The organism is Vibrio sp. 1457 (genome assembly GCF_033340195.1).
Lineage (GTDB): Bacteria > Pseudomonadota > Gammaproteobacteria > Enterobacterales > Vibrionaceae > Vibrio > Vibrio alginolyticus.
The window spans coordinates 1-1,156 of sequence record NZ_JAWOWA010000114.1 but is presented as its reverse complement, the minus strand read 5'-3'; the positions used below and the strand labels follow the sequence as shown (position 1 = coordinate 1,156).

At 46.0% G+C, this 1,156-nt stretch carries 2 protein-coding genes; both read right to left on the bottom strand.

From position 1 onward, the window contains the following. Nucleotides 1–586 (bottom strand): FimD/PapC N-terminal domain-containing protein (locus tag R7Z41_RS24140; RefSeq protein WP_318141656.1); only part of this gene is annotated, 586 nt, incomplete at its 3' end. 24 nt (nt 587–610) lie between these two features. Continuing rightward, nucleotides 611–1,156 (bottom strand): molecular chaperone (locus R7Z41_RS24135; RefSeq protein ID WP_318141655.1); only part of this gene is annotated, 546 nt, incomplete at its 5' end.

Here is a 1,156-nt window from a genome sequence, read left to right as displayed (position 1 = left end):
CAGAATCACTGTCTGCGCTGCTATGAATACTGTTAGCCCCGCTAAACGAATATCCCAGTAATAGCGCGTTGATCCCTTCATCCCAACGTTCAGGGGGGACATAACCACGGGCATTACTTTTGATGGCGATTTGCGGTACTGAAATTTCCAGACGGAGTTTATTCACATTAAACGTTACGCTGGCATCCGGAATAATCTCCGCCAATGGCACACACGCTTGTTTGTCCAGTTGTTTAAAAGCCGGAAACGCATCAGTATTAACACCCATTGCATCCAGGCTTTCAGTCGTCAAACAGGCGGCAATCCCCTTCTCTGGCGTTATCTCAACAAAATTGACGTTGCGCGTATCTACAATTGTCTGATTCAGAACAATATCGACACGATAAACCCCTGGCGTTATTTTTTGTCCTTTTTCGAAACGAGACAAATCGGCCACCATTGAGGGATCATCTTTGAAAAAGGCAGGATCGAACCAGGTTTCAGCTTGTGCATTGAACGCTGCCGACACAAACACCACCAGCCCACCAATAAACGATGGCACTCCACCAGAGCTTAACAGGCTGTGTTGTCGATGAGTTCTATACATCTCGCTCTCTTAACTGAAGACGGCTTACGATTTACAGTTGAGTTGCGGCGTTTCCGCCCCGTAGTCATTGATGGTTCGATACGTTACGCTGCTATTTTTGGCCCCCTTTGGCAGAGAAAATTGGTATTTATCAAAGGGGGAAATCATTTGATTTTTAACTACTTTTCCACCTATTTTCAGGTCTGTCAGGGTAATGAAATAAGGTGTTGGGTTACTGACCGTAACCATGTCAGCTGACGAAGTGCAACGCAGTTTCGCCGGAGCCTCGCCTAAGGGATACGCTAAACCTTTTGGTCGCCAGAAAAGTTTGATGACGCTTTGTGTGGCAATCTTCAGGGTATTTCCCTCTTTCCGCTTCGTTGTTGAAGGGACTGCCCGTACGCTAGTGAAGAAAAGGGTTTCTCTGTCTTTCGCCAACGGCGCACCAATGTACATAATGCGTAACAGATTCTCATTAGCCGGATTCAGCACAAATAGCGGTGGTGTAATAATAAAGTCTGCTGATTTTTTATTATCTGGGGTCATCACCCATGACTGAATAAGATAAGGAACATCCGGACTGGTGTTACG